Source organism: Brumimicrobium oceani, assembly GCF_003143775.1.
GTDB classification, from domain to species: Bacteria; Bacteroidota; Bacteroidia; order Flavobacteriales_D; family Crocinitomicaceae; genus Brumimicrobium; species Brumimicrobium oceani.
Genome location: NZ_QFRJ01000004.1, coordinates 80,992 through 102,473 on the forward strand (window position 1 = coordinate 80,992; position 21,482 = coordinate 102,473).

Annotated in this window: 36 protein-coding genes and 2 pseudogenes; 1 reads left to right on the forward strand and 37 read right to left on the reverse strand. The window is 36.5% G+C overall.

What is annotated here, in order from left to right:
- Window positions 1-7: 7 nt before the first annotated feature.
- The gene (locus tag DIT68_RS06835; protein WP_109359081.1) at window positions 8-475 is read right to left on the reverse strand and encodes an RNA methyltransferase; all 468 of its coding nucleotides are present in this window, start codon (window positions 473-475) and stop codon (window positions 8-10) included.
- 25 nt (window positions 476-500) lie between these two features.
- Entirely contained in the window at window positions 501-908 is a 408-nt protein-coding gene (locus DIT68_RS06840; RefSeq protein ID WP_109359082.1) for a DoxX family protein, read from the reverse strand.
- A 193-nt stretch (window positions 909-1,101) separates the two neighbouring features.
- Here DIT68_RS06840 and DIT68_RS06845 point away from each other — a divergent pair, with 193 nt between their 5' ends.
- Window positions 1,102-1,668, forward strand: a complete 567-nt coding sequence (locus DIT68_RS06845) for a hypothetical protein (RefSeq protein WP_109359083.1) — start codon at window positions 1,102-1,104, stop codon at window positions 1,666-1,668.
- Between the two features lie 141 nt (window positions 1,669-1,809).
- Here DIT68_RS06845 and DIT68_RS06850 read toward each other — a convergent pair whose 3' ends face one another.
- From DIT68_RS06850 to rpsJ, 35 genes and pseudogenes are all read right to left on the reverse strand, one after another.
- Window positions 1,810-2,424 carry a deoxynucleoside kinase gene (locus tag DIT68_RS06850; protein WP_109359084.1) on the reverse strand — a complete coding sequence of 205 codons (615 nt, stop codon included), beginning with the start codon at window positions 2,422-2,424 and terminating at the stop codon, window positions 1,810-1,812.
- A gap of 54 nt (window positions 2,425-2,478) precedes the next feature.
- Window positions 2,479-3,297 (reverse strand): hypothetical protein, encoded by an 819-nt coding sequence (locus DIT68_RS06855; RefSeq protein ID WP_109359085.1) that lies wholly within the window; start codon window positions 3,295-3,297, stop codon window positions 2,479-2,481.
- Window positions 3,294-4,829 carry a GH3 auxin-responsive promoter family protein gene (locus DIT68_RS06860; RefSeq protein ID WP_109359086.1) on the reverse strand — a complete coding sequence of 512 codons (1,536 nt, stop codon included), beginning with the start codon at window positions 4,827-4,829 and terminating at the stop codon, window positions 3,294-3,296. Before DIT68_RS06860 ends, DIT68_RS06855 begins: the two co-directional genes overlap by 4 nt.
- A 307-nt stretch (window positions 4,830-5,136) precedes the next feature.
- Window positions 5,137-6,444, reverse strand: a complete 1,308-nt coding sequence (gene der / locus DIT68_RS06865) for a ribosome biogenesis GTPase Der (protein ID WP_109359087.1) — start codon at window positions 6,442-6,444, stop codon at window positions 5,137-5,139.
- A 2-nt stretch (window positions 6,445-6,446) separates the two neighbouring features.
- Window positions 6,447-7,322: a GTPase Era gene (era, locus tag DIT68_RS06870; protein ID WP_109359088.1), complete on the reverse strand. Its 876-nt coding sequence runs from the start codon at window positions 7,320-7,322 to the stop codon at window positions 6,447-6,449.
- A 109-nt stretch (window positions 7,323-7,431) separates the two neighbouring features.
- Window positions 7,432-7,626, reverse strand: a pseudogene (locus DIT68_RS16540) (helix-hairpin-helix domain-containing protein); the annotation flags it as partial.
- A gap of 27 nt (window positions 7,627-7,653) precedes the next feature.
- Window positions 7,654-8,130, reverse strand: a pseudogene (rplQ, locus tag DIT68_RS16545) (50S ribosomal protein L17); the annotation flags it as partial.
- Window positions 8,131-8,151: 21 nt separating this feature from the next.
- A complete protein-coding gene (locus tag DIT68_RS06880; RefSeq protein ID WP_109359090.1) occupies window positions 8,152-9,144 on the reverse strand; it encodes a DNA-directed RNA polymerase subunit alpha in 993 nt (330 codons plus the stop codon).
- Between the two features lie 16 nt (window positions 9,145-9,160).
- Window positions 9,161-9,766, reverse strand: coding sequence for a 30S ribosomal protein S4 (rpsD, locus tag DIT68_RS06885; RefSeq protein WP_109359091.1), 606 nt, complete (start codon window positions 9,764-9,766; stop codon window positions 9,161-9,163).
- Between the two features lie 77 nt (window positions 9,767-9,843).
- Window positions 9,844-10,230, reverse strand: coding sequence for a 30S ribosomal protein S11 (gene rpsK, locus DIT68_RS06890; RefSeq protein ID WP_107038305.1), 387 nt, complete (start codon window positions 10,228-10,230; stop codon window positions 9,844-9,846).
- Window positions 10,231-10,242: 12 nt separating this feature from the next.
- Window positions 10,243-10,617 carry a 30S ribosomal protein S13 gene (rpsM, locus tag DIT68_RS06895; RefSeq protein WP_109359092.1) on the reverse strand — a complete coding sequence of 125 codons (375 nt, stop codon included), beginning with the start codon at window positions 10,615-10,617 and terminating at the stop codon, window positions 10,243-10,245.
- A gap of 16 nt (window positions 10,618-10,633) precedes the next feature.
- Complete coding sequence (ykgO, locus tag DIT68_RS06900; protein WP_109359093.1) at window positions 10,634-10,750, reverse strand: type B 50S ribosomal protein L36; 117 nt, start codon at window positions 10,748-10,750, stop codon at window positions 10,634-10,636.
- A gap of 33 nt (window positions 10,751-10,783) precedes the next feature.
- Entirely contained in the window at window positions 10,784-11,002 is a 219-nt protein-coding gene (gene infA, locus DIT68_RS06905; RefSeq protein WP_101334173.1) for a translation initiation factor IF-1, read from the reverse strand.
- Window positions 11,003-11,016: 14 nt separating this feature from the next.
- Window positions 11,017-12,321 (reverse strand): preprotein translocase subunit SecY, encoded by a 1,305-nt coding sequence (gene secY, locus DIT68_RS06910; RefSeq protein WP_109359094.1) that lies wholly within the window; start codon window positions 12,319-12,321, stop codon window positions 11,017-11,019.
- Window positions 12,322-12,347: 26 nt separating this feature from the next.
- Window positions 12,348-12,794, reverse strand: coding sequence for a 50S ribosomal protein L15 (rplO, locus tag DIT68_RS06915; RefSeq protein WP_109359095.1), 447 nt, complete (start codon window positions 12,792-12,794; stop codon window positions 12,348-12,350).
- 20 nt (window positions 12,795-12,814) lie between these two features.
- Window positions 12,815-12,994: a 50S ribosomal protein L30 gene (gene rpmD, locus DIT68_RS06920; RefSeq protein ID WP_109359096.1), complete on the reverse strand. Its 180-nt coding sequence runs from the start codon at window positions 12,992-12,994 to the stop codon at window positions 12,815-12,817.
- Between the two features lie 11 nt (window positions 12,995-13,005).
- Entirely contained in the window at window positions 13,006-13,524 is a 519-nt protein-coding gene (gene rpsE, locus DIT68_RS06925; protein ID WP_109359097.1) for a 30S ribosomal protein S5, read from the reverse strand.
- Between the two features lie 4 nt (window positions 13,525-13,528).
- Window positions 13,529-13,882, reverse strand: a complete 354-nt coding sequence (rplR, locus tag DIT68_RS06930) for a 50S ribosomal protein L18 (protein WP_109359098.1) — start codon at window positions 13,880-13,882, stop codon at window positions 13,529-13,531.
- A 17-nt stretch (window positions 13,883-13,899) separates the two neighbouring features.
- Complete coding sequence (gene rplF, locus DIT68_RS06935; protein WP_109359099.1) at window positions 13,900-14,451, reverse strand: 50S ribosomal protein L6; 552 nt, start codon at window positions 14,449-14,451, stop codon at window positions 13,900-13,902.
- 21 nt (window positions 14,452-14,472) lie between these two features.
- Window positions 14,473-14,871, reverse strand: a complete 399-nt coding sequence (rpsH, locus tag DIT68_RS06940; protein WP_109359100.1) for a 30S ribosomal protein S8 — start codon at window positions 14,869-14,871, stop codon at window positions 14,473-14,475.
- A 19-nt stretch (window positions 14,872-14,890) separates the two neighbouring features.
- Complete coding sequence (rpsN, locus tag DIT68_RS06945) at window positions 14,891-15,160, reverse strand: 30S ribosomal protein S14 (RefSeq protein WP_109359101.1); 270 nt, start codon at window positions 15,158-15,160, stop codon at window positions 14,891-14,893.
- 4 nt (window positions 15,161-15,164) lie between these two features.
- Entirely contained in the window at window positions 15,165-15,716 is a 552-nt protein-coding gene (gene rplE, locus DIT68_RS06950; protein ID WP_109359102.1) for a 50S ribosomal protein L5, read from the reverse strand.
- Window positions 15,716-16,033 carry a 50S ribosomal protein L24 gene (rplX, locus tag DIT68_RS06955; protein ID WP_109359103.1) on the reverse strand — a complete coding sequence of 106 codons (318 nt, stop codon included), beginning with the start codon at window positions 16,031-16,033 and terminating at the stop codon, window positions 15,716-15,718. The genes rplE and rplX overlap by 1 nt, the downstream gene beginning before the upstream one ends.
- An 11-nt stretch (window positions 16,034-16,044) precedes the next feature.
- Window positions 16,045-16,413, reverse strand: a complete 369-nt coding sequence (rplN, locus tag DIT68_RS06960) for a 50S ribosomal protein L14 (RefSeq protein WP_109359104.1) — start codon at window positions 16,411-16,413, stop codon at window positions 16,045-16,047.
- A gap of 10 nt (window positions 16,414-16,423) precedes the next feature.
- Window positions 16,424-16,681 (reverse strand): 30S ribosomal protein S17, encoded by a 258-nt coding sequence (gene rpsQ / locus DIT68_RS06965; protein ID WP_109359105.1) that lies wholly within the window; start codon window positions 16,679-16,681, stop codon window positions 16,424-16,426.
- A gap of 26 nt (window positions 16,682-16,707) precedes the next feature.
- The gene (gene rpmC, locus DIT68_RS06970; RefSeq protein WP_109359106.1) at window positions 16,708-16,902 is read right to left on the reverse strand and encodes a 50S ribosomal protein L29; all 195 of its coding nucleotides are present in this window, start codon (window positions 16,900-16,902) and stop codon (window positions 16,708-16,710) included.
- Between the two features lie 9 nt (window positions 16,903-16,911).
- Window positions 16,912-17,340, reverse strand: a complete 429-nt coding sequence (gene rplP / locus DIT68_RS06975; protein WP_109359107.1) for a 50S ribosomal protein L16 — start codon at window positions 17,338-17,340, stop codon at window positions 16,912-16,914.
- A 25-nt stretch (window positions 17,341-17,365) separates the two neighbouring features.
- Window positions 17,366-18,073, reverse strand: coding sequence for a 30S ribosomal protein S3 (rpsC, locus tag DIT68_RS06980; protein ID WP_109359108.1), 708 nt, complete (start codon window positions 18,071-18,073; stop codon window positions 17,366-17,368).
- 3 nt (window positions 18,074-18,076) lie between these two features.
- Entirely contained in the window at window positions 18,077-18,475 is a 399-nt protein-coding gene (gene rplV, locus DIT68_RS06985) for a 50S ribosomal protein L22 (RefSeq protein ID WP_109359109.1), read from the reverse strand.
- 15 nt (window positions 18,476-18,490) lie between these two features.
- A complete protein-coding gene (gene rpsS / locus DIT68_RS06990; protein WP_109359110.1) occupies window positions 18,491-18,769 on the reverse strand; it encodes a 30S ribosomal protein S19 in 279 nt (92 codons plus the stop codon).
- A 3-nt stretch (window positions 18,770-18,772) separates the two neighbouring features.
- On the reverse strand, window positions 18,773-19,597 hold the full coding sequence (rplB, locus tag DIT68_RS06995; protein ID WP_109359111.1) for a 50S ribosomal protein L2: 825 nt from the start codon (window positions 19,595-19,597) through the stop codon (window positions 18,773-18,775).
- Window positions 19,598-19,610: 13 nt separating this feature from the next.
- On the reverse strand, window positions 19,611-19,907 hold the full coding sequence (gene rplW, locus DIT68_RS07000; protein WP_109359112.1) for a 50S ribosomal protein L23: 297 nt from the start codon (window positions 19,905-19,907) through the stop codon (window positions 19,611-19,613).
- 6 nt (window positions 19,908-19,913) lie between these two features.
- Complete coding sequence (gene rplD / locus DIT68_RS07005; protein WP_109359113.1) at window positions 19,914-20,540, reverse strand: 50S ribosomal protein L4; 627 nt, start codon at window positions 20,538-20,540, stop codon at window positions 19,914-19,916.
- Window positions 20,540-21,154, reverse strand: a complete 615-nt coding sequence (rplC, locus tag DIT68_RS07010) for a 50S ribosomal protein L3 (RefSeq protein WP_109359114.1) — start codon at window positions 21,152-21,154, stop codon at window positions 20,540-20,542. Before rplC ends, rplD begins: the two co-directional genes overlap by 1 nt.
- Before the next feature lie 16 nt (window positions 21,155-21,170).
- The gene (gene rpsJ, locus DIT68_RS07015) at window positions 21,171-21,476 is read right to left on the reverse strand and encodes a 30S ribosomal protein S10 (protein WP_109359115.1); all 306 of its coding nucleotides are present in this window, start codon (window positions 21,474-21,476) and stop codon (window positions 21,171-21,173) included.
- Between the last annotated feature and the right edge of the window lie 6 nt (window positions 21,477-21,482).

Consider the following 21,482-nt stretch of genomic DNA (forward strand, 5'->3'; position numbering starts at 1 on the left):
CAATTCTTTATGGCAATTTTGTTGGAAGTTTCGATATTCTATCGTGCATCACAATGCTACCTGCCACAGCAACATTCAACGAATTTGTTCCTGGCAATTGTATTAAATCATGACATCTATCCAGCACTTCTTCCGGTAAACCATTGTCCTCAGCGCCCAATAGATATACTGCACGTGGAGTATGTTCATATTCGGACAATAACTCAGCACGTTCATCCAACTCTACACCAACAAGCTTGCTGTTGTATGGAATATGCTTGTAAAAGTCATCAAAATCATCATAATGAAACAAGGGAATCTCACGCCAAGACTTCAAGACATCTGAAGTCTGCTTTTTATAACTTTTGCCTATCGTAAAAATATAAGAAGCCCCTAAAATATATGCTGACCTCCAAAGCGTTCCAATATTATGTCCGCGTTTGTGTTGCATAATTCCAATACCAAAATAATTAGCTTCATCTGCCTTAACCTTCATAATTTCTAAGTATAAAATAAGCGCTTTAATTTCTAATTAAACGGTCTACTGAAAAGTTCCCCGGTCCCATTAGAAATATCGCTACATATCCCACCAAATATGCTAAAGGCAGCTCTATTTTACCGAAAGCATCTCCACTATGAACAACAAACACTGCAACAGCCATAGTAACGATTAAAGGAACAATAGCATATCTAGTAAAAAGTCCAGCAGCAACGAGAATTGCACAAACAACTTCCGCAAAAACAGCCAAAATTAAAGAGAAGGTAGCTCCTATTCCAAATGGATCTGGAAATTGGATTTCTCCATTTCCAAAAAGCACTTGCCATTTACCCAGTCCATGTTCATAAAACATCGCTAATCCAAAAACTAATCTGAGCAGCAAAGCGCTAATATCATTTCCATATCTAATTTCTGTTACACTCCTTCTCATCAATATTGTTTTTTTTATTTTTCCGATAAAATTTAAGATGTCTCTGCATTCTTAAAAGGTAAAACTAATTAGCATTGACACTTCTCTGTAAATATAAATATAAATCCAAAACTAAAGGAGAGATAAGGAATAACTGACAAAGAAATTGACTTTAAACCCTACTTATATGTAACTTTGTAAAAAAGATAATAACATGGCATCAGCAGAAAGAGCAGCAGAACAAAGAGCAAAAATTAAGAGCATTCTCAAGGATATTAATACGGGAGATGAGAAGAAGATTATTGATGGATTGAAAGCTTTAAAGGTAAATGGTGATGACAATGTAATTACGCCAATTATAGATATCTGGAATAAAGGTGTTTCCCCAAACGCAGAACAAGAAATTATTACATTTATTGGGGACATTAAATCGACATCGAGCGCTCAAACAATTATGGATGTCCTACTCAACAATGAATACAGTAAAATCCATTTACCGCTCTTATCAACAGTTTGGAATAGCAAAGTTGACTATTCAGAATACATTGTAGATTTCGTTTCAATAGCCGTTCAAAATGACTTTTTAGTAGCATTAGAATGTTTAACCATAATTGAAAACATGGAAGGACCATTCGAGGAACATCACATTTTAGATGCTGAGATTATATTAAGAGAATTTGCTGAGAAACATAACGAAGAAAAAGCAGAAGAAGAGAAAAAAGTTCAAATGATTTTAGAAATTTCTAAATTGGTGAAGTCTTTTGATGATCAGATCATGTAGGTTTTACGGCTTTATTGATTGGAAATAAGATCGGAAATAAAAAACAGAGTCTCAAACCATTGCCTTCGACAAAGTTAGTCAACGAAAAAGACTTCGAAAACTGAAGTTGTCGAAGGCACCGGAAATAAAAGTAATTCTATATTAAAACAAACCATTAATTTCCGCATCAATTGCAGAAATTATTCTTCCCAAATCCTCAGGGTTTTCATGGTAGTTATTATTGTCCACGTCTACAATAATCATCTTGCCTTTATCATAAGTACTAATCCACGCTTCATATCTTTCATTCAAACGTTTCAAGTAATCTAAACGGATGGACTCTTCGTATTCACGTCCTCTTTTTTGAATCTGATTTACCAAAGTGGGTACACTCGCTCTCAAATAAATCAATAAATCTGGGGCGGAAACAAAAGACTCAATTAGGTTAAATAAAGAAAAATAATTTTCAAAATCTCTTGTCGTCATCAAGCCCATTGAATGAAGGTTAGGCGCAAAAATATATGCATCTTCATATATCGTTCGGTCTTGAATAACCACTTTGTCGGTTTGTTGAATCTCTTGAATCTGAGTAAATCTACTGTTCAGATAATACACTTGCAGGTTAAAAGACCAACGTTGCATGTCTTCATAAAAATCATTCAAATATGGATTTTGAGACACATTTTCATAATGTGTTTCCCAGCCATAATGTTTAGATAGTAACTCCGTTAAAGTTGTTTTTCCTGACCCTATATTTCCTGCAACTGCAATATGCATAATTCAACTTATTAAATGATGGACTAAAATACTAATATTGTTTTAAAATGAGAGTTACTTCAGCCTAATTAATGAATATTTACTTACCCCTTTCTTATCTTTCAAGTAAACTTTGTTTCCAAACACACGCAGTTCCTCAATTCCCTCCTTAGGAAGAGTTACGGACTCCTCTTTATTCAATTTCATGTTGAATCTAACAATTGAATCTTTCTCTAAAATGTAAAGGTACTTTTCGGTCGGATATACCTGCAAAGCACTTTCATAAGGATACTTTCTAATCAAACTTCCATAATAGTCAAAAACAAATAAACCTACTCCTTCATAAAACAGAAACAATTGATTTTGTCTCTCTACCATAGTACTAGGCATATCACTGTAGGTAATTGCCATCAGGTTGGATATCTCAGATCGAGCTACGCTAGAATTAACGCCTTCAAACCGAACTAAACGTGCGTTTTGTTCATCGAAAACCCAAAAGCGGTTTGTCTGATCTGAATAACAAACTTGAGTAGCAAACCCAATGCTCAACTGTGCTAGGTCTATTTTACCCTCCTGGAAAGAAAGGGTATTATCCAAGAAACCAATACTTTGCTGGTTTTCAGAAAAAATTAATGTTTTTAAGGAATGTCGGGCGTCAATTTTCGAAATATTTCCAAATCCCTTTCGGCTTTGAGTAAAACTGAGATTAAAATTGGTGTCTAGCTTATGCAATGTTCCCTGCTCTGAAATTATTAATTCCTCTAAAGGTGAAATATCCCAAGCTTCAATATTTCTGTTTAAATATTCCCTTTCAAGCTTCCATTCCAAAGTTTGAGCCAAGGAGTTAGCGGCCAATTGAAAGATTATTAGCGAGGAAAGAATTAATGTTTTCATGCTTCCTTCACTTCAATAACAGTGCTAGACTTTAATTTAAGCACCTCCTCCAATATTTTCCTGTCATTTGACAATCGCGGAACCTTATGTTGACCACCCAATTTACCTTTACTTTTCAACCAATTTTCAAACAAATTAGGTTCGGCTTTGTGAACAATTGGAAAGTTTAAAGTTAAATTCTTCGTTCGTTTAGCATCATAATCGGAATTAAGTTCTCTTAAAGTATCATCTAATATTTGCGAAAACTCCTCCATGTTATCAGGTTCTTTGTTGAACTCAACAATCCATTCATGTCCTCCCTGTTTTCCTTCCTCCATATAAACTGGACAAGCGGTGTAATCTTTTAGCAAGGCATGGGTCTTTTCACAGGCAACCCTTATGGCATTATCAGTATTATCAACAATCACCTCTTCACCAAACACATTGATAAAATGCTTAGTTCTTCCAGTAACTTTAACCCTGTAAGGCTTAATGCTCGTAAACTTAACCGTGTCCCCCAAAATATACCTCCACAAGCCTCCATTTGTAGAAATAACTAGTGCGTAATTTTTATTTAGTTCTATATCTTTTAAACCGATAACTGTTTCAGAAGCCGTTCCCTTGTATGCATTCATTGGAATAAATTCGAAAAATATACCATAATCAAGCATCAATAGTAAATCACCATCCAATTCATCTTGAATACCAAAAAAACCCTCGGACGCGTTGTATGACTCAATATAATGCATATCCTGATGCGGAATAATTCTATTGAACTCTTTTTCGTAAGGTTTAAAGCTTACCCCACCGTGCATAAAAAGTTCTAAGTTTGGCCAAACTTCCCTGATGTCTGTTTTCCCAGATTTTTCTAAAATTCGATTCATTAAAACCAATGTCCAACTTGGCACACCAGAAATACTAGATACATCTTCATACATCGTTTCTTCTGCCAGCTTTTCAATTTTTTCCTCCCATTCACTCATCAATGCCGTTTCTCGCGATGGAATTCTTTTAATTTCTACCCACCAAGGTAAATTCTTTAAAATAATTGAGGACAAATCACCGGTATAACTATCTGGCCGAAGCTTGTTCTGTTCGGCTGTTCCACCAACAACTAAGTGCTTACCTTTATACAATTTGGTATTTGGAAATTGAGAATAGTAAATAGCCAAAAGGTCTTTCCCCCCTTTATAATGGCACTCTTCCAAGGAATCTTTCGTAACAGGAATAAATTTACTTCTATCGGAAGTTGTACCTGAAGATTTTGCAAACCACTGTGTTTCTCCTGGCCACAAAACATCTTCCTCTCCAGCAACCTCACGCTCCACCCACTCTTTTACATTGTCATAATCTTGAAGAGGGACAAGCCTTTTAAATTCGTCATAATGATTAATATCATCGAACCCGTATTGTTTTCCAAAAACTGTTTTACGACCACTTAAAATAAGGCGTTCGAACCATTCCTTCTGAACCTCAACAGGATGCATTCTGAATAAATCGATTTGATGAATTCGTTTTTTTATTATCCACCCGAAAATTGAATTAAACGGCATATCTTAATTTTTCTTGCATGAAGATACAAAGAACGACGAATAAATTTAGAATAAAAAGAATCTTTTTTAACAACCTTTGGTGCAATTCCTGCGTCTATAGATTGGGTTTATTAACGATTTATTTTGAAAAAGGCTATGTTCTTAGGGATATAGCCTTTTTTATTGATCCTAGAAACAGAGAAAAGGCGAGCTGCCATTTTTTTAAATTGGATATTTTTTTTGAGTATTAAAGCAGAAGAGAAAGCGAGTATATAAACAAAAAAGTGGCTAAACATAAAATATTTAGCCACTTTAGTAATGAGTTTTCTTACTTTTTTCTAATAAAAATTCTTACTGGAACCCCTTCAAAATCAAAATGCATTCTAATTTTATTCTCCAAAAATCGCTTATAGCTATCTGGGATATATTGAGGTAAATTACTATAAAAAGCAAAAGCCGGAGCATGCGTTGGGAGTTGTGTAATGTATTTAATGTTAACATACTTCCCTTTAAGTGATGGAGGCGGGAAATGAGCAATTTCATTTTGCATCACTTCATTTAAAACTGAGGTCTGAATTTTCTTCACCCTGTTATTGTACACCTTCATAGCTACTTCTAGTGCCTTATGAATACGTTGCTTAGTTACAGCTGATGTAAAAACAATTGGAACGTCATTAAAAGGAGCAAGCTGCTCTCGAATTCGCTCCTCAGCTTCCTTAGTTGATTGTGTTCCCTTGTTCTCAATCAAGTCCCACTTATTGACTAAAACAACTATTCCTTTATGATTTTTTTCACACATGTAAAAGATGTTCAAGTCTTGTTTTTGAATGCCTTCAGTTGCATCGATCATAAAAATACAAACATCTGCACTTTCAATCGTTCGCACGGATCTAAGAACAGAATAGTATTCTATGTCCTCTTGTACCTTTGCACGTTTTCTAATTCCCGCTGTATCTATTAAAACAAAATCAAAACCAAATGCAGAATATCTAGTATTCACCGCATCTCTGGTGGTTCCTGAAATAGGAGTTACGATATTCCTTTCCTCACCAATTAGAGCATTCGCCAAAGAAGACTTCCCTACATTAGGCTTACCCACAATCGCAAAACGTGGGAGTTCACTATCAGACTCTATCTCTTTAGATTGAAATTCCTTTACAATATCATCTAACAATTCTCCAGTCCCAGAGCCACTTGCCGCAGCAATATCATATACATCACCTACACCTAAAGACCAGAACTCTGAGGACAATCCCACTCGACCAGTGTTATCCACTTTGTTCGCTGCCAAGAAAACTTTCTTATTAGAAGCTCGCAACAGTTTCGCTACTTTATCATCAAGGTCCGTTACACCTGTTGTTACATCCACAACAAAAATAATTACATTCGCCTCTTCAATGGCCAATTCGACTTGTTTCCGAATTTCCTGCTCAAACACATCATCAGAACCTCTAACGTATCCACCTGTATCAATTACAGAATACTCATATCCGATCCATTCTCCTTTACCGTAAATTCTATCTCTAGTTACTCCACTCATTTCTTCAACGATGGCATTTCTAGACTCTGTTAAACGGTTAAATAATGTTGACTTACCAACATTTGGTCTACCAACAATTGCTACTATATTACTCATAATTAGTACCCATATTTTTTTAATTTACCATCGTTATTGCGCCAATCTTTATCCACCTTAACGAAAGTCTCGAGAAACACATGCTTATCCACAAATTTCTCTATGTCTTTGCGGCTGTCGATCCCGATATACTTTAATTGTCTTCCTTTGGCACCAATCAGAATCCCTTTTTGAGAATCTCTTTCAACTATAATATTGGCCCTAATTCGAATTATATCCTCTTCCTCCACATAATCTGTAACTTCCACTTCACAAGCGTAAGGAACTTCCTTTTTCAAATTCAAAAATATCTTCTCGCGAATAATTTCTGAAATAAAGAAGCGCATCGGACGATCAGATATAGCCTCTTTGTCAAAGAATGCCGGTGAGTCAGGAAGCTTATCTAAAATTAAATTCAAAATAGGCTCTACATTAAACTTATGTAAAGCAGAAATAGGTAAAACGGTAGCATTTGGCAATTCTTTAGACCAATACTCCAAGCGTTCCGCAACCACTTTTTGATCCTTCAGGTCTACCTTATTTACTAAGCAAATCACTGGAACATTAAGCAATTTAATTCTTTCCAATGTTTCTTTATGGTTCATTGTATTTTCAAAAATATCAGTAATGAAAAGCAAGACATCAGCATCCTTAATAGAGGAGTCTACATACTTCATCATTGATTCATGCAAGCCATAAGCCGCATTAACTACTCCAGGTGTATCAGAGAAAACTATTTGATAGTCCTCATGATTTAAAATACCACGAATCCTATGACGCGTGGTTTGGGCTTTTGATGTTACAATAGAAAGTTTCTCGCCTAAAAGGCGATTCATTAATGTAGATTTCCCCACATTAGGACTTCCAACTATATTCACAAAACCAGATTTATGACTCATATATAAATTTTATTATTTGCTAAATTGCAAAATAAATTGGTATAAAAAAAGGGCTGCCGAATAGATCAGACAGCCCTTAATATTTTAACACAATAGGTTTATACCAATCCTATTTAGCTTTTTTTTCAACTAACTCTTTAGCTTGTTTCACCCATTCTTCGGACTCAATTCGATCTTCGCTTATACCCTCGATCTCCGACATTTTCGTAATGTCTTCAGCCGTTAAAGAAGCAATATCTTCAAACTTACTGAAACCTGCGTCTACTAGCTCTTTCGCGTAAACTGGGCCGATTCCTTTAATTTTAGTTAAGTCATCACCAACACTCTTAGCTTCTTTCTTTTCAGTAGATTTAGTTTCCTCAGCATTTGCATCCGTAGAAGCATTAGTTGTTCCACCTCCTCTTCTTGAACGACGCGTTTTCTTTTCTTTTGGTTCTTTCGTCATCAAATCATTGAAATCTACCAATTCGATCATACACATTTCAGCATTATCACCTAAACGGTTACCAATACGAATGATACGCAAATATCCTCCTGGTCTGTCAGCAATTTTAGGTGAAATCTCTCTGAACAATTCAGTTGTTGCTTCTTTACTCTGTAAGTATTTAAATACTATACGTCTAGAGTGTGTTGAATCAGTTTTAGATTTCGTTAGCAAAGGCTCTAGATAAACACGAAGTGCTTTTGCTTTTGCTACGGTTGTATTAATTCTTTTGTGTTCTATAAGTGAACAAGCCATATTAGAAAGCATTGCTTTTCTGTGTGCAGATGTTCTACTTAAACTATTATTTTTCTTACCGTGTCTCATTTTAAAGTCTTATATCAGTTTTTACTCTTTGTCTAATTTATACTTAGACGTATTCATTCCAAACGACAATCCTTTAGCATCAACAAGATCTTCAAGTTCTGTAAGGGATTTTTTACCAAAGTTTCTAAACTTCAATAAGTCGTTTTTATTATAGACTACCAAATCTCCTAAGGTATCTACGTCGGCAGCTTTCAAACAGTTAAGCGCACGAACTGATAAGTCCAAGTCAACTAACTTTGTTTTCAACAATTGACGCATGTGTAGCGAAGTCTCATCAAACTCTTCAGTTTCAGATTTGATTTCACTATCCAACGTTATACGCTCATCAGAGAAAAGCATAAAGTGATGGATAAGGATTTTTGCAGCTTCTTGCAAAGCATCTTTAGGATGAATAGAGCCATCTGTTTGGATGTCAAAGATTAATTTTTCATAATCTGTTTTTTGCTCTACACGGAAGTTCTCAACAGTAAATTTCACATTTTTAATTGGTGTGAAAATCGAGTCGATAAAAATTGTTCCAAAAGGTGCGTTAGCTGTTTTATTCTCTTCAGCAGGAACGTAACCTCTTCCCTTAATTATCTTTAGTTCAATATCTAATTTTACTGAAGCATCCATGTTACAAAGAACCATATCTGGGTTCAAAACTTGGAATGCAGTAGTAAATTTACCGATATCACCCGCAGTGAAAGTATCTTGACCTCCAACAGAGATGATCACAGTTTCTTCGTCTTGATCTTCGATTTGTTGCTTAAAACGAACTTGTTTTAAGTTCAAAACGATTTCAGTTACGTCTTCTACTACACCTTTGATTGTAGAAAACTCGTGATCTACCCCTTCAATACGAATTGAAGATATTGCAAAGCCTTCTAGTGAGGAAAGTAATATACGTCTTAAAGCGTTTCCAACAGTGATTCCATAACCTGGCTCTAACGGACGAAACTCGAATTGACCTTCGTGTGCGTTAGATTCAATCATGATCACCTTGTCCGGCTTTTGAAAATCTAAAATAGCCATAATAATAAATTAATTTTTATTTAGAATATAATTCTACAATCAGTTGTTCCTTTATGTTTTCAGGAATCATTTCTCTTGATGGAGTGCTCATTACTGTTCCAGACATTGAGCTAGAATCCCAGTTCAACCAATCATAATTAGTAGTCTTTGAAGCAATAGAATTTGTAATCGCCTCTAAAGATTTAGATTTCTCACGTACACCTACCACATCCCCTTCACGAAGAGAATAAGAAGGAATGTTCACTAGATTACCGTTAACAGTAATGTGCTTATGAGAAACAAATTGACGTGCAGCGCTACGTGTAGGAGCAATACCTAAACGATAAACTGTGTTATCTAAACGTGACTCACAAAGAATTAACAAGTTCTCACCTGTAATTCCCTTCATTGCAGATGCTTTCTTAAATAAATTCAAAAACTGACGCTCTAAAATACCGTAAGTATATTTAGCTTTTTGTTTTTCAGTTAACTGGATAGAGTACTCAGATTGTTTTCCTCTTCTCTTGTTTGGTCCGTGTTGACCTGGTCCGTAACTTCTTTTTTCCAGTGCTTTGTCTGGGCCAAAAATTGGTTCTCTAAATCTACGAGCAATTTTCGACTTTGGTCCTGTATATCTTGCCATTTCAAATAATTATTGTGAGGCACTGTGAATTAAGGCATCTTCCTTCGCCAGTGTGACTCCCCTTGTTGTTTATAAAATTATACTCTTCTACGTTTCGGTGGACGACAACCATTGTGTGGTAATGGAGTAACATCATTAATTTCTGTTACCTCAATTCCTGAATTGTGTATTGCACGAATTGCTGACTCTCTTCCTGAACCAGGTCCTTTAACAAATACTTTTACCTTACGTAATCCGAAGTCATGAGCTTCTCTAGCACACTCTTCAGCCGCAACTTGTGCAGCATAAGGAGTATTCTTTTTAGAACCTTTGAAGCCCATTTTTCCTGCAGAGGACCAAGAAATAACTTGTCCTTGTGCATTGGTTAAAGAAATAATGACATTGTTGAAGGTAGCTTGGATATGCGCTTCACCAATTGCATCTACTTTAACATTTTTCTTCTTCTTTTGATTAGACTTTGCCATATTAAATACTAATTATTTCGTTGCTTTTTTCTTATTCGCAACAGTTTTTCTTCTACCTTTTCTTGTTCTAGAGTTGTTCTTAGTACGTTGTCCTCTTAAAGGTAAACCAGATCTATGTCTAACTCCTCTGTAACAACCAATATCCATTAAACGTTTGATGTTTAACTGAACTTCTGAACGTAATGCTCCCTCAACTTTAATTTCGTTAATGGTTGTACGAATAAGACCAATTTGGTCATCATCCCAGTCTGATACTTTGATGTTTTCGTCAATACCATTCGCTTTTAAAATCTCTTGTGCTTTACTACGTCCAATACCAAAGATATATGTTAATCCAATAACACCTCTTTTGTTTTTTGGTAGATCTATTCCTGCAATTCTCGCCATAACTTTTACAATTATCTTATCCTTGTCGTTGTTTTAACTTCGGATTTTTTTTGTTTATAACGTAAACTCTTCCTTTTCGTTTTACGATTTTGCAATCTTCCGATCGCTTTTTAACTGAAGCTCTTACTTTCATTTTACTTTCTATTTATGCGTCTTAAACGCTCACCTATTTATATCTAAATGTGATCCTCCCTTTTGTTAAATCATAAGGGGACATTTCTACTTTGACACGATCTCCTGGTAAAATTTTGATGTAATACATCCTCATCTTTCCAGAAATGTGCGCGGTAATTATATGACCATTCTCCAACTCAACTCTAAACATTGCGTTAGATAATGATTCTATAATTGTTCCGTCTTGTTCTATTGATTGTTGTTTAGCCATTTATCTTAGTTAAATTACATTCCAGACATTTCGCCTTGAGTACGACGTCCTCTAATTTTAGTCCCTTCCATTAACCCATCATAATGACGGTTTAGTAAGTAAGATTCTATCTGCTGTAAAGTATCCAAAACAACACCTACCATAATCAACAAAGAAGTTCCACCAAAGAATAGTGCAAATCCATCACCTACACCAAACTGCACTGCAATCGCAGGAATAATAGCAATAATAGCTAAAAATACAGATCCCGGTAATGTGATTTTTGACACCAAGTTGTCGATGTAACCAGCAGTTTCATCCCCCGGACGAACCCCAGGAATAAACCCACCATTTCTCTTCATATCATCCGCCATCTTTTTAGGATTGATCATTATCGCAGTATAGAAATACGTGAAAACGATAATCAAGACAAACAAAACGAGATTATACCAAAGTCCAAAAATACCAAAGTTCTGTTCAATGAACATTACTGGTACTGTCATTATTGCTTGCGCAAAGATAATTGGCATAACTCCTGAAGCATTTACTTTAATTGGTAAGTAAGAACGTGCACCTTGTGCATCAACAGCACCGCCCCTTGCTCCAGCCACACGCTTAGCATAATTCATAGGGATTTTTCGAACCCCTTGAACAATCAAAACAGTCACCATTACAATCAGCATAAAGACGATTACTTCAATGATCACAATAAGGAATGAATGCTGTGCAGTTTCTGCTACAAACGATTGTGGCAGTCGCGCAATAATTCCTACTGTAATCAAAAGAGAGATACCGTTTCCTACACCTTTATCAGTAATTCTTTCACCTAACCAAACAGCGAACATTGCCCCAGCGACAAGCACTAGAACAGATTGTGTCCACCACAGAGGTGAATTAATGAATGCTTCTGGGATAGCGTTTTTACCTGCCACATATAGCGACAAGTAACCAGGAGCTTGCACAGCACAGATAATAATGGTTAAAATACGCGTATAGTTATTTATACGCTTACGACCACTTTCACCTTCTTGTTGCATCTTTTGAACCGCTGGAACCGCCATTCCCATCAACTGCATAATAATAGAGGCAGAAATGTAAGGCATAATTCCTAAGGCCAAGAACGAAGCATTCGTAAACCCTCCACCAGAAAGCAAACCTAAGAGGCCTTCAATAGTACCAGCGTCTGCTCCATCTGATGCCAGCTTGGAACTATCTACACCTGGCAATACAATAAACGATCCGATTCGGAAAACAAGAATAAGGGAAAAGGTTATTAATAACCTTTTCCTTAGTTCTTCAACTTTCCAAATATTACTTATATTATCTATTAGTTTCTTCATCTGGGTAAAATAGTTTGCAAAGTTAATTAGATTTCTGAACAATCACCACCTTTCGACTCAATTTCTGCTTTTGCAGTTGCCGAAAATTTGTGAGCAGAAACGCTAATTTTTGCTTTTAGTTCACCTCTACCAAGGATTTTAACTAATTCTCTATTTCCTAATAGCCCATTTTGACGTAGTACTTCAGGATTAATTTCAGTAAGATTTTTACGATCAACCAAAGTTTGAATAACATCCAGGTTTACTGCTTTGTATTCAACTCTATTAATATTCGTAAAACCGTATTTAGGTACACGTCTTTGAAGTGGCATTTGTCCACCCTCAAAACCGATTTTCTTACTGTAACCTGATCTTGATTTAGCACCTTTATGACCACGCGTAGCTGTTCCACCATATCCAGAACCTTGTCCTCTTCCGATTCGGCGCTGGCTGTGTGTAGAACCCTTAGCTGGTTTTAAATTATTTAAACTCATTGCTTTTCAGTTTTTATGTTTTACTCAACTACTTCAACTAAGTGTTGAACTTTAGCGATCATACCCATAACTTGAGGAGTTGCTTCCTTTTCGATCGTATGATTCATTTTTCTTAATCCTAATGCTTTTACCGTGTCTTTTTGACGTTGTGTTCGGTTAATAGCACTTCTTACAAGTTTAATTTTTACTGTCTTTGCCATTATAAATTATATTAACCGTTAAACACTTGTTCCATGGTAATACCACGTTGTTTAGCAACAGAAAACGCATCTCTCATTTGAGCTAATGCATCGATTGTAGCTTTAACAACATTCTGTGGATTAGATGAACCTTGCGATTTTGCCAAAACATTATGGATTCCTGCACTCTCCAATACAGCACGCATTGCACCACCTGCAATAACTCCTGTACCTTCTGATGCTGGCTTGAGTAAAACTCTTGCTCCACTAAACTTACCTTTCTGTGTGTGTGGCACAGTATTGTTAATGATTGGAACACGAATTAAGTTCTTTTTCGCATCATCAATTCCTTTTGAAATTGCTTCTGTTACTTCATTTGCTTTACCTAATCCTTGACCTACGATTCCGTTTTCATTACCAACCACTACGATTGCTGAGAAACTGAACGTACGTCCACCTTTGGTTACCTTTGTAACTCTGTTAATTCCTACTAACTTATCTACAAGTTCTAAGTCAGCTGGTTTAACGTGATTATTAATTTTTGCTGCCATTTTCTTAAAGTTTTAGTCCACCTTCTCTTGCTCCATCAGCAAGTGATTTTACTCTACCATGATATAAATAACCATTACGGTCAAATTTCACTGCTGCTATATCGGCTTTTAACGCTTTTTCAGCGATCATTTTACCTACAAACGCAGCTTGCTCGATTTTCGGAAGGTTTTCACATTCTTTTTGTCCTTGAGATGAAGCAGAAACCAAAGTCTCTCCTTTCAAATCATTGATTACCTGAGCATAAATTTGCTTGTTACTTCTATACACAGTTAATCTAGGAAGTGTCTCAGTACCCGTCAAATTCTTACGGATACGTTTTTTTATCTTAGCTCTTCTAGCTATTTTACTAAATGCCATTTTTTCTTAAATTAAGATTATTTACCTGCGGCTTTACCTGCTTTTCTTCTCACATACTCCCCTTGGAAGCGGATACCTTTTCCTTTGTATGGTTCAGGTTTACGGAAGGAACGAATTTTGGCAGCTACGTGTCCTAACAGTTGTTTATCATATGACTCTAGAGTCACAACTGGTGCTTTACCTTTAGCGGTTTCTGCAGATACCTTAACTTCTTGAGGAATTTCGAAAACAATAGGGTGAGAATGTCCAACAGACATTGTCAAAATCTGACCTTGAGCATCAGCTCTAAATCCAACTCCTATTACTTCTAATACCTTCTTAAACCCTTCCGAAACACCTTCAACCATATTACTTACCAATGATCTAGAAAGACCATGCTTAGCTCTTGTTGCTGGGGCGTCTGATGCGCGGTTAAATGTGATTACTCCATCCTCGATTTGAGCAGTGATTTCTGGATCCATTTCGTGAGTGATCTCACCTTTAGGTCCTTTCACTGTCACGAGTTGTCCATCCATTTTAATTTCTACTCCACTCGGGATACTTACTGGGGATTTACCTATCCTTGACATTGCTTATTACTACTTTATAAATTAATAAACGTAACAAAGAACTTCACCACCAACTTTTTGTACTCTCGCTTCTTTATCAGTCATCAAACCTTTTGATGTAGATATAATTGCGATTCCCAAACCGTTTAATACACGTGGTAATTCCTTTGAATTACTATACTTTCTTAATCCTGGAGATGAAACACGTTGCAATTTAGTAATTGCAGGAACTCTCGTTGAAGGATTATATTTAAGTGCAATCTTAATTATTCCTTGTTTATCGTCTTCTTCCACTTTATAGTTTGCGATGTATCCTTTTTCAAAAAGAATTTTCGCCATTGCTACTTTAGTGTTTGAAGAAGGCATTTCAACAACTTTCTTAGTCACACTGCTCGCATTTCTTATGCGAGTCAAAAAATCTGCTATTGGATCTGTATTCATAACTTTTCTAACTATAAGATTACCAACTTGCTTTTTTAATTCCTGGTATTTTACCAGAAAGAGCCATTTCTCTAAACGTCACCCTTGACAGTCCAAATTGTCTCATATAACCTCTTGGACGACCAGTTAAATTACAACGATTGTGTAGTCTAACTTTGGATGAGTTTGCTGGCAATTTTTGAAGTGCTTCCCAGTCACCAGCGTCTTTAAGCGCTTGGCGCTTATCAGCATACTTAGCAACCATTGCTTCTCTTTTGCGCTCACGCGCTTTCATTGATTCTTTTGCCATCTTATTACTTTTTTGTAAATGGAAATTTAAATGCATCTAACAATGCTTTTGCTTCTTCATCTGATTCTGATGACGTCACAAAAGTAATATCCATTCCTAAGATTTTGTTTACTTTATCGATATCGATTTCCGGAAAAATAATATGTTCTTTAACCCCCATATTAAAGTTTCCACGACCGTCAAACCCTCTTGCTGGAACTCCTTTGAAGTCACGTGTACGAGGTAGAGCGATTGAAATCAAACGATCTAAAAATTCATACATGATATCTCCACGTAGAGTTACCTTCGTTCCAATTGGCATTCCTTTTCTTAACTTAAAGTTAGAAACGTCTTTCTTTGAAACTGTCGCTACTGGCTTTTGACCTGTAATTGCGGTAATATCTTCGATTGCTCCATCAATGATTTTCTTATCAGCTACTGCCTCACCAATACCTTGAGAAATAACAATTTTCTCAATTCTTGGTACGCGCATTACAGATTTGAAACCGAATTGTTCCTTCAAAGCTGGAATAACTTCCGCTTTGTACTGCTGTCTAAGTCTTGGTGTATAACTCATTACTTAATTTCTTCTCCTGATTTCTTAGCGAATCGAACTAGCTTTCCATCCTTGTTTTTCTTACGACCAACTCTTGTTGGTTCGTTATTGAAAACAAGCATGAGGTTGGAAATGTGAAGTCCCGCTTCTTTCTCCACAATACCACCTTGAGGGTTCGCTGCATCTGGTTTAGTGTGACGCTTTACAACGTTCACACCTTCCACAAGCACACGATCTTTATTCCTGTCTATTGATAGGACTTTTCCGTCCTGACCACGATGCTCACCACTAATTACCTTAACGGTGTCACCTACTTTAATGTGTAATTTCTTTTGCATGATTTTAAGTTTTAAAGCACTTCTGGTGCTAATGAAACAATCTTCATGTAATTCTTATCACGCAGCTCTCTAGCAACTGGCCCAAAAATACGAGTTCCTCTCATTTCATTTGCTGTGTTAAGTATAACGACAGCATTATCATCGAATCGAATATAAGAACCATCTGGACGACGGATTTCTTTTTTCGTTCTTACTACCACAGCCGTAGCTACTTGTCCTTTTTTGACATTACCAGAGGGCATTGCGCTCTTGACAGACACCACTATTCTATCTCCAATAGAAGCGTAACGACGTTTTGTACCTCCGAGAACTCGGATACACAATACCTCTTTCGCTCCACTATTGTCGGCTACTGCAAGTCTTGATTCTTGTTGTATCATTTCTTAATGATTATTTGGCTCTTTCTAAAATTTCTACTAATCTCCAATTCTTTGTCTTAGACAAAGGTCGGCACTCACGAATACGTACTGTATCACCAATGTTACAGTCATTTTTTTCATCGTGGGCTACAAATTTAGTAGATTTTTTAATAAACTTACCATATTTCAGGTGTTTTACTTTTCGTTCAACTGTAATTACGATAGATTTCTCCATCAAATCACTAGTTACAACACCAGTTCTTTCTTTTCTTAAATGTTGATTTTCCATATCAAGGCATTTTCTAAATTGCAAGCTTAAGCTTGCTTGTTTCTTTTAGTCAATTCCGTATTCAATCTTGCGATAGTCTTTCTCAACGACTTAATTTGCATTGGGTTCTCCAATGGAGACACTTTGTGAGTCAAAGTAATTTTACCAATTTTTTCAGTCGTTGCGTCTAGACGATCTTTAAGATCGCTTAAGGACAATTGAGTGATTTCTTCTTGTTTCATTTGTTTTAATTATTTTCCTGGAACTACATAGTCGTTACGAGTAACGAATTTACATTTTACAGGAAGCTTTTGTGCTGCTAAACGAAGAGCTTCTTTTGCTGTTTCGTAAGGAACCCCATCGGCTTCAAATAAAATACGTCCTGGCTTAACAACAGCAACCCAGTGACTTGGCGCACCTTTCCCTTTACCCATACGAACCTCTGCAGGCTTAGACGTAACTGGCTTGTCCGGAAAAATACGAATCCAAACTTTTCCCTCTCTCTTCATGTATCTCGTAACGGCTATACGTGAAGCTTCGATTTGTCTGGATGTAATCCATGCTGGCTCCAAGGTTTTCAACCCAAAAGATCCAAATGCTACAGTGCTTCCTCTATGAGCAATACCTGTATTTCTTCCCTTTTGCGCTTTTCTAAATTTGGTTTTCTTTGGTGATAACATCTTTCAGTACTTTTTAAGATTCTACTTATTTTTTCTTTCTCTTAGGACCGCCTCGGCGACCACCTTTCTTTTGAGACTCAAGCCCAATGTTAGGTGAAAGATCACGTTTACCAAAAATCTCACCTTTACAAATCCATACCTTAATTCCGATACGACCGTATGTTGTGTGAGCTTCAGCTAATGCATAATCAATATCTGCTCTGAATGTATGTAATGGTGTTCTTCCATCCTTGTACATTTCATCACGTGCCATCTCAGCACCGTTCAAACGACCAGATATCTTAACTTTGATTCCTTCTGCACCCATTCTCATAGTAGAAGCAACTGACATTTTGATAGCTCTTCTGAAAGAGATACGCGCCTCAATTTGACGAGCAATGTTATCCGCAACTAAATGAGCATCCAATTCTGGACGTTTGATCTCAAATATATTAATTTGGATTTCCTTGTTAGTCAATTTCTTTAACTCCTCTTTCAATTTATCTACCTCTTGACCACCTTTACCAATAATCACTCCTGGACGTGAAGTATTGATTGTAACAGTAACCAATTTTAAAGTTCTCTCGATGATAATTTTAGAAATACTAGCTCGTGATAAACGGGCATTTAAGTACTTTCTAATCTTATCGTCTTCAACAATTTTATCCGCATAGTCAGATCCCCCGTACCAGTTAGAATCCCAACCGTGGATATAACCTAATCTATTTCCTATTGGATTAGTTTTTTGTCCCATTTCCTAATTTTTAACTCCGTCCACAACTATACGCACGTGGTTGGATCGTTTTCTAATTCTATTCGCTCTACCTTGAGCCCTTGGCTGAATTCTCTTCAACATTCCGGCTTGTGAAACTTCAATAGTTTTCACAATTAACTCTTCATCCTCCAAGCTTTTGTCTTCATTTTTAACTTCCCAATTAGCAATTGCAGAACGCAATAACGTTGAAAGGCTTTTAGAAGCTTCTTTTGGATTATGTTGTAGTATATTTAGCGCCTTATTTACTTCTACTCCTCTAACAAGATCAGCAACTAATCTCATTTTTCTTGGAGCAATAGGAGAGTTTTTAAGCGATGCAAATGCAATCGACTTATTTTCTTCCTTTCTTTGTTCGGCTTTTAATCTTTTTCTAGCACCCATGATATGAAGTTTTAGTTATCTTCTTTTATCTTTTTTATTACCGCCATGACCTCTGAAGCTACGCGTTGGCGCAAACTCTCCGAACTTATGACCTACCATATTCTCAGTACAAAATACTGGTATAAACTTATTACCATTGTGTACCGCTATTGTAAACCCAACAAAATCAGGAGTAATTGTAGAGGCACGAGACCAAGTTTTAATTACACTCTTAGATTTTGAGGACTGTGCTGATTCTACTTTTTGCACCAATTTATAGTGTACAAATGGTGGTTTTTTTAATGACCTACTCATATCCTATTTCTTTCTTTTCTCGATGATAAACTTATCTGAATATTTCTTAGCAGAACGCGTTTTGTATCCTTTTGCAGGTATACCATTACGTGATCTTGGGTGTCCACCTGAGTGACGACCTTCACCACCACCCATTGGGTGATCGACAGGGTTCATCACAACCCCTCTAACACGAGGACGACGGCCTAACCATCTTGAACGACCAGCCTTACCAGAAACAGACAAACTGTGATTATGGTTAGATACTGAACCGATAGAAGCAAGACAAGTAGTTAAAATCATACGCACCTCGCTTGAAGGCATTTTAAGAATACCGTACTTACCTTCTCTGGCAATAAGTTGAGCAGATGTTCCAGCACCACGTGCGATAACCCCTCCTTTTCCAGGTGTCATCTCCACATTGTGAACAGTAGTTCCTAAAGGTATGTCAGCGATAAACATCGCATTACCTGTATTAGGTGTAGCATTCTTTCCTGACACAACAGTGTCCCCAACTTCTAATCCCTCCGGCGCAATAATGTAACGCTTCTCACCATCTTTGTAGAAAAGTAAAGCAATATTTGCTGTACGATTTGGATCGTACTCAATACTTTTTACTGTGGCAGGAATATCCATCTTATCTCTTTTAAAATCGATAATACGATACTTCTGCTTGTGACCACCACCGATATAACGCATTGTCATACGACCAGAATTGTTTCGTCCACCAGACTTCTTTCTTGAAGCAAGTAGAGATTTTTCTGGACGTGACGTCGTTATTTCAGAATAATCACTGATGAGTTTGTGTCTCTGCCCTGGAGTTGTAGGCTTGAATTTTTTAAGACTCATTTCTTTTAATTAATTAAACATTAGTAAACAGATCAATCGTCTCTCCTTCTGCAACCGTAACAATAGCTTTTTTGAATTTACTACTGCGTTGCTCAACGATACCTTTGTTAGTAAACTTAACAGAGGGTTTTCCACCGCCATAATTCATCGTACGAACAGCTTCCACTGTTACGCCATAGATGTTCTCGACGGCCTTTTTAATTTCAATCTTATTAGCTCTATGATCTACCACGAACGTAAAACGATTATTCATTTCACTATCCATTGTAGCTTTTTCTGTAATAAGAGGCTTTTTTATAATTGCGTTCATCACCAATTAGTTTAAAATCTTTTCAATTACGTCAACTGCATCTTTTGCAATTACAACTTTTCTTGCATTCAACACATCGTAAGTGTTAAGTGAGTCAGCAGACACCACCTTTGTATTTTTAAGGTTTTTTGCTGCTTTATAAGCATTGTCGCTATCGTTTCCAACAACAAACAAAACTTTCTCATTTTCCAATTTCAACGCTGTCAAAACTGATATAAACTCCTTTGTTTTTGGTGTGTCAAATCTAAGTCCATCAAGTACATAAATACTCTCTTCTTTAGCCTTAAGAGACAATGCAGATCTTCTTGCTACTCTTTTCAACTTAGTGTTAAGTTTGAAACGGTAGTTTCTTGGACGTGGTCCAAATGCACGACCTCCACCTCTAAAGATAGGACTTTTAATAGAACCAGCACGTGCTGTACCTGTTCCTTTTTGCTTTTTGATTTTTCTAGTACTTCCTGAAATGTCTGCTCTCTCTTTAGACTTGTGCGTACCCTGACGTTGGTTCGCCAAGTATTGCTTTACATCTAAATAAATCGCGTGATCATTTGGCTCAATTGCATAAATTGAGTCAGATAATGTTACCTTATCTGAAGTAGCTTTACCTTTTGTATCTAATACTTTTGCTTCCATTACTTCTCAATTATTACTGTTGAACCTTTAGCTCCTGGGATAGAACCTTTAACTACTAAAATATTTTTATCAGCTAGAACTTTGATAACTTGTAGGTTTTCAATCGTAACTCTAACGTTACCAGTCTGCCCTGCCATCTTTTTTCCTTTAAATACACGTCCCGGTGTAGAAGCTGCTCCAATAGAACCCGGAGCTCTTTTCATGCTTTGTTGACCATGAGAAGTTTCCGAACCTCCGAACCCGTGGCGTTTTACAACACCTTGGAATCCTTTACCCTTTGATGTACCTGATACACTTACCAATTCTCCTTCAGTAAATAATGAAGCATCAACAACTTCACCTGCTTTCAAGTCTTGTTCGAAACCATCGAATTCAACTATTTCACTTTTAGGTGTTGTTTTTGCTTTTTTAAAGTGACCTTTCAATGCATTCGGAGTGTTTTTTTCTTTACGCTCTCCGAATCCAAGTTGGATAGCATTATAGCCATCTCTGTCACTTGTTTTCACTTGTGTTACTACACAAGGACCAGCTTCTATCACTGTGCATGGTGTTGCCTTACCCTCGACACTGTAGACACTAGTCATTCCGACTTTTCTTCCAATAATTCCTGGCATTCTTTCTTTATTATAATTAAACTTTAATTTCTACGTCAACACCACTTGGTAACTCTAAACGCATTAATGCATCAACAGTTTTTGAAGACGAACTATAAATATCCAACAATCTCTTGAAAGAACATAATTCGAATTGCTCACGTGCTTTTTTGTTAACGTGTGGTGATTTCAATACAGTATAAATTCTTTTGTGCGTTGGTAATGGAATTGGACCACTAACTACAGCTCCAGTAGTTTTAACTGTTTTAACGATTTTCTCAGCTGACTTGTCAACCAAGTTGTAATCGTAAGACTTTAATTTTATTCTAATTTTTTGACTCATTACTTA

What these genes read in the sequence shown, in the direction of transcription:
- rpsH (WP_109359100.1), bottom strand. Translation starts at nt 14,871, where the DNA reads ATGAATACAGATCCAATAGCAGATTTTTTGACTCGCATAAGAAATGCG.
- rpmC (WP_109359106.1), bottom strand. Translation starts at nt 16,902, where the DNA reads ATGAAACAAGAAGAAATCACTCAATTGTCCTTAAGCGATCTTAAAGAT.
- rplB (WP_109359111.1), bottom strand. Translation starts at nt 19,597, where the DNA reads ATGAGTCTTAAAAAATTCAAGCCTACAACTCCAGGGCAGAGACACAAA.
- rpsS (WP_109359110.1), bottom strand. Translation starts at nt 18,769, where the DNA reads ATGAGTAGGTCATTAAAAAAACCACCATTTGTACACTATAAATTGGTG.
- rplP (WP_109359107.1), bottom strand. Translation starts at nt 17,340, where the DNA reads ATGTTATCACCAAAGAAAACCAAATTTAGAAAAGCGCAAAAGGGAAGA.
- rpsJ (WP_109359115.1), bottom strand. Translation starts at nt 21,476, where the DNA reads ATGAGTCAAAAAATTAGAATAAAATTAAAGTCTTACGATTACAACTTG.
- infA (WP_101334173.1), bottom strand. Translation starts at nt 11,002, where the DNA reads ATGGCTAAACAACAATCAATAGAACAAGACGGAACAATTATAGAATCA.
- DIT68_RS06860 (WP_109359086.1), bottom strand. Translation starts at nt 4,829, where the DNA reads ATGCCGTTTAATTCAATTTTCGGGTGGATAATAAAAAAACGAATTCAT.
- rplC (WP_109359114.1), bottom strand. Translation starts at nt 21,154, where the DNA reads ATGCCAGGAATTATTGGAAGAAAAGTCGGAATGACTAGTGTCTACAGT.
- rplF (WP_109359099.1), bottom strand. Translation starts at nt 14,451, where the DNA reads ATGTCAAGGATAGGTAAATCCCCAGTAAGTATCCCGAGTGGAGTAGAA.
- rpsN (WP_109359101.1), bottom strand. Translation starts at nt 15,160, where the DNA reads ATGGCAAAAGAATCAATGAAAGCGCGTGAGCGCAAAAGAGAAGCAATG.
- DIT68_RS06840 (WP_109359082.1), bottom strand. Translation starts at nt 908, where the DNA reads ATGAGAAGGAGTGTAACAGAAATTAGATATGGAAATGATATTAGCGCT.
- DIT68_RS06845 (WP_109359083.1), top strand. Translation starts at nt 1,102, where the DNA reads ATGGCATCAGCAGAAAGAGCAGCAGAACAAAGAGCAAAAATTAAGAGC.
- DIT68_RS06850 (WP_109359084.1), bottom strand. Translation starts at nt 2,424, where the DNA reads ATGCATATTGCAGTTGCAGGAAATATAGGGTCAGGAAAAACAACTTTA.
- rplX (WP_109359103.1), bottom strand. Translation starts at nt 16,033, where the DNA reads ATGCAAAAGAAATTACACATTAAAGTAGGTGACACCGTTAAGGTAATT.
- DIT68_RS06855 (WP_109359085.1), bottom strand. Translation starts at nt 3,297, where the DNA reads ATGAAAACATTAATTCTTTCCTCGCTAATAATCTTTCAATTGGCCGCT.
- der (WP_109359087.1), bottom strand. Translation starts at nt 6,444, where the DNA reads ATGAGTAATATAGTAGCAATTGTTGGTAGACCAAATGTTGGTAAGTCA.
- rpsQ (WP_109359105.1), bottom strand. Translation starts at nt 16,681, where the DNA reads ATGGAAAATCAACATTTAAGAAAAGAAAGAACTGGTGTTGTAACTAGT.
- rplO (WP_109359095.1), bottom strand. Translation starts at nt 12,794, where the DNA reads ATGAGTTTAAATAATTTAAAACCAGCTAAGGGTTCTACACACAGCCAG.
- rplR (WP_109359098.1), bottom strand. Translation starts at nt 13,882, where the DNA reads ATGGCATTTAGTAAAATAGCTAGAAGAGCTAAGATAAAAAAACGTATC.
- rpsD (WP_109359091.1), bottom strand. Translation starts at nt 9,766, where the DNA reads ATGGCAAGATATACAGGACCAAAGTCGAAAATTGCTCGTAGATTTAGA.
- rplE (WP_109359102.1), bottom strand. Translation starts at nt 15,716, where the DNA reads ATGAGTTATACACCAAGACTTAGACAGCAGTACAAAGCGGAAGTTATT.
- rplW (WP_109359112.1), bottom strand. Translation starts at nt 19,907, where the DNA reads ATGAACGCAATTATAAAAAAGCCTCTTATTACAGAAAAAGCTACAATG.
- DIT68_RS06835 (WP_109359081.1), bottom strand. Translation starts at nt 475, where the DNA reads ATGAAGGTTAAGGCAGATGAAGCTAATTATTTTGGTATTGGAATTATG.
- rpsC (WP_109359108.1), bottom strand. Translation starts at nt 18,073, where the DNA reads ATGGGACAAAAAACTAATCCAATAGGAAATAGATTAGGTTATATCCAC.
- rpmD (WP_109359096.1), bottom strand. Translation starts at nt 12,994, where the DNA reads ATGGCAAAGACAGTAAAAATTAAACTTGTAAGAAGTGCTATTAACCGA.
- ykgO (WP_109359093.1), bottom strand. Translation starts at nt 10,750, where the DNA reads ATGAAAGTAAGAGCTTCAGTTAAAAAGCGATCGGAAGATTGCAAAATC.
- secY (WP_109359094.1), bottom strand. Translation starts at nt 12,321, where the DNA reads ATGAAGAAACTAATAGATAATATAAGTAATATTTGGAAAGTTGAAGAA.
- rplV (WP_109359109.1), bottom strand. Translation starts at nt 18,475, where the DNA reads ATGGGTGCTAGAAAAAGATTAAAAGCCGAACAAAGAAAGGAAGAAAAT.
- era (WP_109359088.1), bottom strand. Translation starts at nt 7,322, where the DNA reads ATGAGTCATAAATCTGGTTTTGTGAATATAGTTGGAAGTCCTAATGTG.
- DIT68_RS06880 (WP_109359090.1), bottom strand. Translation starts at nt 9,144, where the DNA reads ATGGCTATTTTAGATTTTCAAAAGCCGGACAAGGTGATCATGATTGAA.
- rpsE (WP_109359097.1), bottom strand. Translation starts at nt 13,524, where the DNA reads ATGGCAGCAAAAATTAATAATCACGTTAAACCAGCTGACTTAGAACTT.
- rplN (WP_109359104.1), bottom strand. Translation starts at nt 16,413, where the DNA reads ATGATACAACAAGAATCAAGACTTGCAGTAGCCGACAATAGTGGAGCG.
- rpsK (WP_107038305.1), bottom strand. Translation starts at nt 10,230, where the DNA reads ATGGCAAAGTCTAATCAAAAGAAGAAGAAAAATGTTAAAGTAGATGCA.
- rpsM (WP_109359092.1), bottom strand. Translation starts at nt 10,617, where the DNA reads ATGGCGAGAATTGCAGGAATAGATCTACCAAAAAACAAAAGAGGTGTT.
- rplD (WP_109359113.1), bottom strand. Translation starts at nt 20,540, where the DNA reads ATGGAAGCAAAAGTATTAGATACAAAAGGTAAAGCTACTTCAGATAAG.